The organism is Pseudomonas sp. PWP3-1b2 (assembly GCF_049896045.1).
GTDB classification, from domain to species: Bacteria; Pseudomonadota; Gammaproteobacteria; order Pseudomonadales; family Pseudomonadaceae; genus Aquipseudomonas; species Aquipseudomonas antarctica_B.
In genome coordinates this window covers 1-7,227 of the sequence record NZ_JAFCTN010000080.1, presented here as the reverse complement: position 1 = coordinate 7,227, position 7,227 = coordinate 1, and the positions used below count along the sequence as shown (strand labels likewise).

General features: G+C 60.0%; 10 protein-coding genes. 1 reads left to right on the top strand and 9 read right to left on the bottom strand.

The window, feature by feature from the left end; genetic code table 11:
- The 6 genes from acpP to ACP7A2_RS26945 form a co-directional block, all read right to left on the bottom strand.
- Positions 1 to 155 (bottom strand): acyl carrier protein (acpP, locus tag ACP7A2_RS26970; protein WP_426136829.1); only part of this gene is annotated, 155 nt, incomplete at its 3' end.
- Positions 156 to 346: 191 nt separating this feature from the next.
- Positions 347 to 1,090: a 3-oxoacyl-ACP reductase FabG gene (gene fabG, locus ACP7A2_RS26965; RefSeq protein ID WP_426126256.1), complete on the bottom strand. Its 744-nt coding sequence runs from the start codon at positions 1,088 to 1,090 to the stop codon at positions 347 to 349.
- Positions 1,091 to 1,114: 24 nt separating this feature from the next.
- Positions 1,115 to 2,053, bottom strand: a complete 939-nt coding sequence (fabD, locus tag ACP7A2_RS26960) for an ACP S-malonyltransferase (RefSeq protein WP_177074055.1) — start codon at positions 2,051 to 2,053, stop codon at positions 1,115 to 1,117.
- A gap of 126 nt (positions 2,054 to 2,179) precedes the next feature.
- The gene (gene plsX / locus ACP7A2_RS26955; protein WP_177110762.1) at positions 2,180 to 3,190 is read right to left on the bottom strand and encodes a phosphate acyltransferase PlsX; all 1,011 of its coding nucleotides are present in this window, start codon (positions 3,188 to 3,190) and stop codon (positions 2,180 to 2,182) included.
- Between the two features lie 4 nt (positions 3,191 to 3,194).
- On the bottom strand, positions 3,195 to 3,377 hold the full coding sequence (gene rpmF, locus ACP7A2_RS26950; protein WP_008152339.1) for a 50S ribosomal protein L32: 183 nt from the start codon (positions 3,375 to 3,377) through the stop codon (positions 3,195 to 3,197).
- Positions 3,378 to 3,390: 13 nt separating this feature from the next.
- Positions 3,391 to 3,921, bottom strand: a complete 531-nt coding sequence (locus ACP7A2_RS26945; RefSeq protein WP_017737760.1) for a YceD family protein — start codon at positions 3,919 to 3,921, stop codon at positions 3,391 to 3,393.
- Positions 3,922 to 4,026: 105 nt separating this feature from the next.
- On the opposite strand from ACP7A2_RS26945, the gene ACP7A2_RS26940 reads away from it, so the two are divergent.
- A complete protein-coding gene (locus ACP7A2_RS26940; RefSeq protein WP_426126252.1) occupies positions 4,027 to 4,605 on the top strand; it encodes a Maf family protein in 579 nt (192 codons plus the stop codon).
- Positions 4,606 to 4,653: 48 nt separating this feature from the next.
- Here the strand turns inward: ACP7A2_RS26940 and ACP7A2_RS26935 are convergent, their stop codons facing one another.
- The 3 genes from ACP7A2_RS26935 to rluC form a co-directional block, all read right to left on the bottom strand.
- The gene (locus ACP7A2_RS26935) at positions 4,654 to 5,637 is read right to left on the bottom strand and encodes a S49 family peptidase (protein ID WP_426126250.1); all 984 of its coding nucleotides are present in this window, start codon (positions 5,635 to 5,637) and stop codon (positions 4,654 to 4,656) included.
- A gap of 21 nt (positions 5,638 to 5,658) precedes the next feature.
- Positions 5,659 to 6,321, bottom strand: coding sequence for an HAD-IA family hydrolase (locus tag ACP7A2_RS26930; RefSeq protein WP_426126248.1), 663 nt, complete (start codon positions 6,319 to 6,321; stop codon positions 5,659 to 5,661).
- Positions 6,308 to 7,227 (bottom strand): 23S rRNA pseudouridine(955/2504/2580) synthase RluC (gene rluC / locus ACP7A2_RS26925; RefSeq protein ID WP_426136828.1); only part of this gene is annotated, 920 nt, incomplete at its 5' end. The genes rluC and ACP7A2_RS26930, both read right to left, overlap by 14 nt.

The following is a 7,227-nucleotide window of genomic DNA, read 5'->3' as shown; positions in this document are numbered from 1 at the left end:
TCGAATTCCTCTTCCAGAGCCATCACCAGCTCAACGGTGTCAAGGGAATCGGCACCCAGGTCTTCTACGAAGGAAGCAGTGTTGACCACTTCTTCTTCTTTAACGCCCAGTTGCTCGGCGACGATTTTCTTGACGCGCTCTTCGATGGTGCTCATACCTTGTTTAACTCCTAATGGACAAATTCAGGCAGCTGGCCAGTGGGTAAGTGTATAGAAAGCCTTTTCAGCTTTTCAACTGAAAGCTTCACCCTGTACCCGGTCGGCCACCTGCCTATAAATTAAGTTGCAGCTTTATAACGGATTTTAGACAGCTCGTATGACATTTTTTTGAAGCGATCCGTCACAATTTAACTCATGTACATCCCGCCGTTCACCGGGATTGTAGCCCCAGTCACGTATGCCGCACCGTCGGATGCCAGGAAAGTGACCACATTCGCGATCTCTTGGGCCTGGCCCAGACGGCCCAGCGGAATCTGCGTCAGCAAGGCTTCACGCTGTGCTTCCGGCAGCTCACGGGTCATATCGGTGTCGATGAACCCTGGGGCCACCGAGTTGACCGTAATCGACCGCGAGCCGACTTCACGTGCCAATGCACGGCTGAAACCTTCCAGACCGGCTTTGGCGGAGGCGTAGTTTACTTGGCCTGCGTTGCCCATGGCACCCACTACGGAGCCAATATTGATAATTCGGCCCCAGCGCGCCTTGGTCATGCCGCGCAAAACGCCCTTGGACAGGCGAAACAGACTGTTCAAGTTGGTGTCGACCACGTCGTACCACTCGTCGTCTTTCATGCGAATCATCAGGTTGTCGCGGGTGATACCGGCGTTGTTCACCAGAATCGCCGGCGCACCGAACTGTGCGGTGATCTCGGCCAGTACGGCAGCCACGGACTCATCACTGGTCACGTTCAGCTCAAGGCCAGTCCCTTGCACGCCGTTTTCCTTCAGGGTCGCGGCGATACGCTCGGCGCCCGAAGCGGAAGTGGCGGTGCCGATCACAACGGCGCCCTGACGGCCCAGTTCCAGGGCGATCGCCTGGCCAATGCCACGGCTTGCGCCGGTAACCAGTGCAACTTTACCTTGCAGACTCATGCAGGCTTCTCCTTAGTTCGGGGATTAGGCCAGTGCCGCGCGAGCGGCAGCGAAGGCATCCGGGGTATTGAGGTTGGCAGTCGACACGCCATCGGCGCAGCGCTTGTTCAGGCCGGCCAGGACTTTGCCCGGACCGCACTCGACCAGCTCGGTGGCGCCATTGGCCGCCAGGGTCTGAACCGATTCAACCCAGCGTACGGGCTTGTAGAGTTGTTCCAGCAGGTCGCGCTTGAGGGTGTCGAGGTCGGCAGCCACGGCTGCGCTGACGTTCTGTACCAGCGGAATCTGCGGCGCCTGCCAGTTGATGGCAGCGATGGACTCGGCAAAACGCTCGGCCGCCGGACGCATCAGCTCGCAGTGCGACGGCACGCTCACCGGCAATGGCAGCGCACGCTTGGCGCCACGGGCTTTGCAGCCTTCGATGGCACGCTCCACCGCAGCCTTGGCACCGGCGATCACCACCTGGCCAGGCGAGTTGAAGTTCACGGCGCTGACCACTTCGCCCTGGGCCGCTTCGGCGCAGGCTTCGATCACCACGGCGTCATCCAGGCCCAGGATAGCGGCCATGCCGCCCTGCCCGGCCGGAACGGCTTCTTGCATCAGTTGGCCACGGCGCTCGACCAGCTTGACCGCCTCACCGAGGGTCAGGCTGCCCGCGGCAACCAGTGCGCTGTATTCGCCCAGGCTGTGACCGGCGACGAATGCCGGACGCGCGCCGCCTTCCGCCAGCCACAAGCGCCACAGGGCGATCGAAGCGGTCAGAATGGCCGGCTGGGTTTTATCGGTTTGATTGAGCTGCTCTTCCGGCCCTTGCTGGGTCAGTGCCCACAGGTCGTAACCGAGGGCGTCGGAAGCCTCTTTAAAGGTGTCCAGGACCAGCGGGTATTGCGCGCCCAGCTCGGCCAACATGCCGAGGGACTGCGAACCCTGCCCTGGAAAGACGAATGCGAGGGATGTAGACATGTAACAAGCCCCTAATGATCTGGTCGTCAAAAATGCGCACTCCTACGGTGGGAGCACACGAAACTGACAGATTGGATGGTCAATTGAACTGGCCGGTCACATTTAAGCACTCTCGGGCCGATTCGCCTAAGGCAACAGGTCCTCAAGACGGCCGTGCAAGCGTTGCGGCAGGTTTTCCTGGATCTCGATCAGGGCCCGCGCAATCGCACTTTGAAAGCCTTCCACACCCGCCGAGCCATGGCTTTTCACCACAATGCCCTGCAACCCCAGGAAACTCGCACCGTTATGCCGTGCCGGGGCGAGGTCGGCCTGCAGGCGACGCATCAACGGCAGCGCCAGGGCGCCAACCAGGCGCGACGCCAGGTTCTGCTTGAACAACGCCTCGATACGCGTAGCGATCATGGTCGCCAAGCCTTCGCTGGATTTAAGCAGGATATTTCCGACAAACCCGTCGCACACCACTACATCGGCTTCGCCACGGTACAAACCGTCACCCTCGACAAAACCGATGTAGTTCAAGCCACGCGCGCCTTGCAGCAAAGTGGCGGCCAGCTTGACCTGCTGGTTACCCTTGATGTCTTCGGTGCCGATATTCAGCAAGGCCACCCGTGGCCGGGCAACACCCAGCGCTTCGGCGGCCACCGAGCCCATCACGGCAAACTGGAACAGGTGCTCGGCACTGCAATCGACGTTCGCGCCCAGGTCCAACAGTTGGCAGTAGCCTTTCTGCGTCGGAATCGCCGCGACCATCGCCGGCCGATCAATACCGGGCAAGGTCTTGAGCACAAACCGCGACAACGCCATCAGGGCCCCGGTATTGCCGGCGCTGACACAGGCTTGCACCTTGCCATCACGCAGCAGCTCCAGCGCCACCCGCATCGAAGAGTCGGGCTTGCCACGCAAAGCCGCCGCTGGCTTTTCATCCATGGTGATGGTTTCGCTCGCTGGCGTAATCGTCAGGCGCGCGCGATCCACCGCCGGATGGCTGGCAATCAGTTCTTCAAGTAGGGAGGGTTGACCGACAAGGGTCAGGTGCAGCGAGGGTGTAGCAGACAGGCTGGCAATGCAGGCCTGAACAATGCTGCGGGGACCGAAGTCCCCGCCCATTGCGTCTATCGCGATGACTAGAGCAGACAAGTGATTACTCGTCAGCGCCCTTGTCGATCACTTTACGACCACGGTATACGCCTTCTGGCGATACGTGGTGACGCAGGTGAATTTCACCGGTGGTTTTTTCTACAGACAGAGTGCTCGCCGTCAGGGCATCGTGCGAACGACGCATGTCACGGGCAGAGCGGGATTTTTTGTTCTGCTGAACAGCCATAATTGATTAACTCCTAAACGTTTGGGTCACGCTTTAACTGCGCCAATACACTGAACGGGTTGGACCGCGTTACCTCGTCCTCGCTCGGTTCGGGCTCGTCATCGAGCCCCTCCGGCTGCTGGCATTCTTCCGGATGATGAGCAGGCACAATGGGCAAGGCGAGCAGAAGCTCCTCCTCGATCAGTGCATGCAGATCCAATGGATCTTCGCCCAGTTCCAGCACGTCATAACCTTTCGGCAACGACTGGGTATTCGCACCCTCCTTCACCACAGCATAACTGCACTCGCTGTGAATCGGCAGGGTGACCAGCTCAAGACAACGCTGGCAAACCATTTTGACTTCGGTGTCGATAAAGCTGTGGATTACCACAGACTTACGTTCATCTCGTTCAAAAACGAATTTGGCCTGCACCGTACCGACAGTGTCGGAAAGCGGGTCGCAGAGTCTCTCCAAATCGGCCAGCAGCAATTCACCTTGAAGGGAAGTGCCACGATCAGCCAATTTGCGCGGGTCAACGTGAGGTGGAATCGGGTCATTCAACATAGGCGCAGCATTATAGGGATGCACCCAGCCATGTCAAAGGAAATTCAGCCCTGTGCGTCAGCCGGTCGCCCCGCTAGAATCCCCGGCTGCCCTGAGGAGACGCCCATGCTGCCTTTATTACTCGCATCCAGCTCGGTTTATCGCCGGGAATTGCTGAGCCGCCTGCACCTGCCGTTCATCTGCAGCTCACCGGATATCGACGAAAGCCACCGTGAAAATGAGTCCGCCGTGGAACTGGTCAAGCGCCTGGCCGAACAGAAAGCCTGCGCCCTCGCCACCAGCCATCCAGGGCACCTGATTATAGGCTCCGACCAGGTCGCGGCGCTCGATGGCCGGATCATCGGCAAACCCCACACCTTCGAAAACGCTCGCGAACAATTGCTGGCCGCGAGTGGCAAGCGTGTGAGCTTCCTGACTGGCCTGGCGCTGCTCAACAGCAAAACCGGTCAATGCCAGGTCGACTGCGTACCTTTTACCGTGCACATGCGTGAACTGGACGCGGAACGCATCGAGCGTTACCTGCAGATTGAGCAGCCGTATGACTGTGCAGGCAGTTTCAAGGCTGAAGGGTTGGGCGTGAGCCTGTTCCAGAGCACAGAAGGGCCGGATGCGACGAGCCTGGTAGGCCTGCCACTGATCCGACTGGTGGATATGCTGCTGGCCGAAGGCGTACAGATCCCCTGACGTACGAAAAACCGGCCGCAAGGGCCGGTTCTTTTTGACCTTGGACTGTCAGCGCAGCGTCGGGCCCTGGAAGCCCATATACAACACCAGCTTCTCTGCCACGCTGGCACCCAGCCGCTTGGAGAACCGGTCAAATGGCGACTCTTCGACGGTGAAGTCCACCAACTCTTTCTCGCCAATCACATCCCGCGCCACCGAACTGGCACTGCCCAGGCCGTCGATCAGGCCCAGCGGCAACGCTTGTTCACCCGACCACACCAGGCCGGAAAACAACTCCGGATGGTCTTTGTCCTTCAGACGATCGCCGCGCCCCTGCTTCACGCTGGCGATGAACTGACGATGCGTGGTGTCGAGCACGCCCTGCCAGAACTGGGTTTCGTCAGCCTTCTGCGGCTGGAACGGATCCAGGAAAGACTTGTGCTCGCCCGACGTGTAGGTGCGACGCTCTACACCGAGCTTCTCCATGGTGCCGACAAAGCCGTAGCCGGCTGCCGTCACACCGATGGAACCCACCAGACTGGCCTTGTCGGCGTAGATCTGGTCGGCAGCACTGGCGATGTAATAGGCACCCGACGCCCCCAGGTCGGAAATCACCGCATACAGCTTGGTATCCGGGTGCAGGCCACGCAGGCGGCGAATCTCGTCGTACACATAGCCGGACTGCACCGGGCTGCCGCCTGGGCTGTTGATGCGCAGGATCACGCCCTTGACCTTGGGGTCTTCAAACGCGGCACGCAGGCTGCTGACGATGTTGTCGGCGCTGGCGGACTCCTTGTCGGCAATCACCCCGCGCACTTCGATCAGGGCGGTGTAGTTGGCACCACGGGTTGCGCTTTTTTCCATGTCCATCAGCGGGCTGAACAATGCAAGCATGGCGATAAGCCAGACGAACGTTAGCAGCTTGAAGAAAATCCCCCAGCGCCGTGCTCGGCGCTGTTCCTGGACGCTGGCCAGGAGGGTTTTCTCCAGCAGTTTCCAGCTTTTGTCGTCGCTGTTTTCAGCCTTTTCGGGCGCTTTCCACTCGTCACTCATGCCATCAACCCCAGCAAAGACTTATTGGGCCCGGCTGAGCCAGGCCTGCAATTCGGAAAAATGATCGATCGTCAGACGCGGCTCGTATTGCTGCAAGGCCTCGGCAGCCTGGGCGCCATAGCTGACCGCCACACTGTCCATGCCCGCATTGCGCGCCATCATCAGGTCGAAGGAAGCATCACCCACCATCAAGGCCTGGCGTGGCGACACGCCGCAATGGGACAGGATCTGCTCCAGCATCAGAGGGTGAGGCTTGCTGGCAGTTTCATCGGCGGCGCGGGTGATATCAAAATAATCTTCCCAACCGTGGGCCTTGAGCACACGGTCCAGCCCGCGACGCGCCTTGCCGGTGGCGACCGCCAGGTGATAACCCTCGGCGCGGAACGCCTCCAGAGACTGCACCACACCGTCGAACAACGGCGAAGGCGTGGCCTCCAGGGCGATGTAGTGATCGGCGTAGTGATCACGAAAGGTGACCAGCTCAGCGTCGCTGATCTCGGGGTACAAGGTACGAATCGCCTCAGGCAGGCCCAGGCCGATGATGCCCTTGACCGCATGATCGGTGCACAGCGCATAGCCCGAGCGGGTCGACGCCGCGTGCATAGACTCGACAATCCGGCCAATGGAGTTGGCCAGGGTGCCGTCCCAATCGAAAATCAGCAGCTTGTAATCAAGGTGCGACACTCAAACGCTCCACGGTCTTGGCCCACATCTCATCGACCGGCGCCTGCAGTTTCAACTCGCCACCATCAGGCAGTGGCACTGTGAGCATATAGGCGTGCAGGAACAGGCGCTTGCCACCCAGGTCGCGGATTTCCTTGGAGAAATCCTCGTCGCCGTACTTGGTATCGCCGGCAATGCAATGGCCGGCGTGCAAGGTGTGCACGCGAATCTGATGGGTACGCCCGGTCACAGGCTTGGCCTCGACCAGGGTGGCGAAGTCACCGAAGCGGCGCAGCACCTTGAACAGGGTCAGGGCTTCTTTGCCCTCCTCGTCCACTTCCACCATGCGCTCGCCGGAACGCAGGTTGCTCTTCTGCAACGGCGCGCGGACGCTCTTGATGGAACTGGCCCAGTTGCCGCGCACCAGCGCCATGTAGCGCTTGTCCACACCGTCGCCACGCAGGGCGGTGTGCAGGTGGCGCAACATGCTGCGTTTCTTGGCGATCATCAGCAGGCCAGAAGTGTCGCGGTCGAGGCGATGGACCAGCTCCAACTCCTTGGCATCCGGGCGCAACTGACGAAAGGCTTCGATCACACCGAAATTCAGCCCACTGCCGCCATGAACCGCAATACCGCAAGGCTTGTTGATCACGATCAGCTTGTTGTCTTCGAAGACAATCGAGGCTTCCAGGCGTTGCAACAAACCCTGGGCCAAGGGCACAGGTTCGTCACGCTCGGGCACGCGAACCGGCGGCACGCGGACGATATCGCCCGCCTGCAACTTGTACTCGGGCTTGATCCGACCCTTGTTCACCCGCACTTCACCTTTACGCAAGATGCGGTAAATCAAGGTCTTGGGCACGCCTTTGAGCCTGGCCAGGAGAAAATTGTCGATGCGTTGGCCGGCATATTCCGGCGAGACCTCGA

Excerpts from the sequence above, each read along its gene's own strand:
- fabD (WP_177074055.1), bottom strand. The coding sequence starts at position 2,053 with ATGTCTACATCCCTCGCATTCGTCTTTCCAGGGCAGGGTTCGCAGTCC.
- ACP7A2_RS26945 (WP_017737760.1), bottom strand. The coding sequence starts at position 3,921 with ATGTTGAATGACCCGATTCCACCTCACGTTGACCCGCGCAAATTGGCT.
- ACP7A2_RS26940 (WP_426126252.1), top strand. The coding sequence starts at position 4,027 with ATGCTGCCTTTATTACTCGCATCCAGCTCGGTTTATCGCCGGGAATTG.
- ACP7A2_RS26935 (WP_426126250.1), bottom strand. The coding sequence starts at position 5,637 with ATGAGTGACGAGTGGAAAGCGCCCGAAAAGGCTGAAAACAGCGACGAC.
- rpmF (WP_008152339.1), bottom strand. The coding sequence starts at position 3,377 with ATGGCTGTTCAGCAGAACAAAAAATCCCGCTCTGCCCGTGACATGCGT.
- fabG (WP_426126256.1), bottom strand. The coding sequence starts at position 1,090 with ATGAGTCTGCAAGGTAAAGTTGCACTGGTTACCGGCGCAAGCCGTGGC.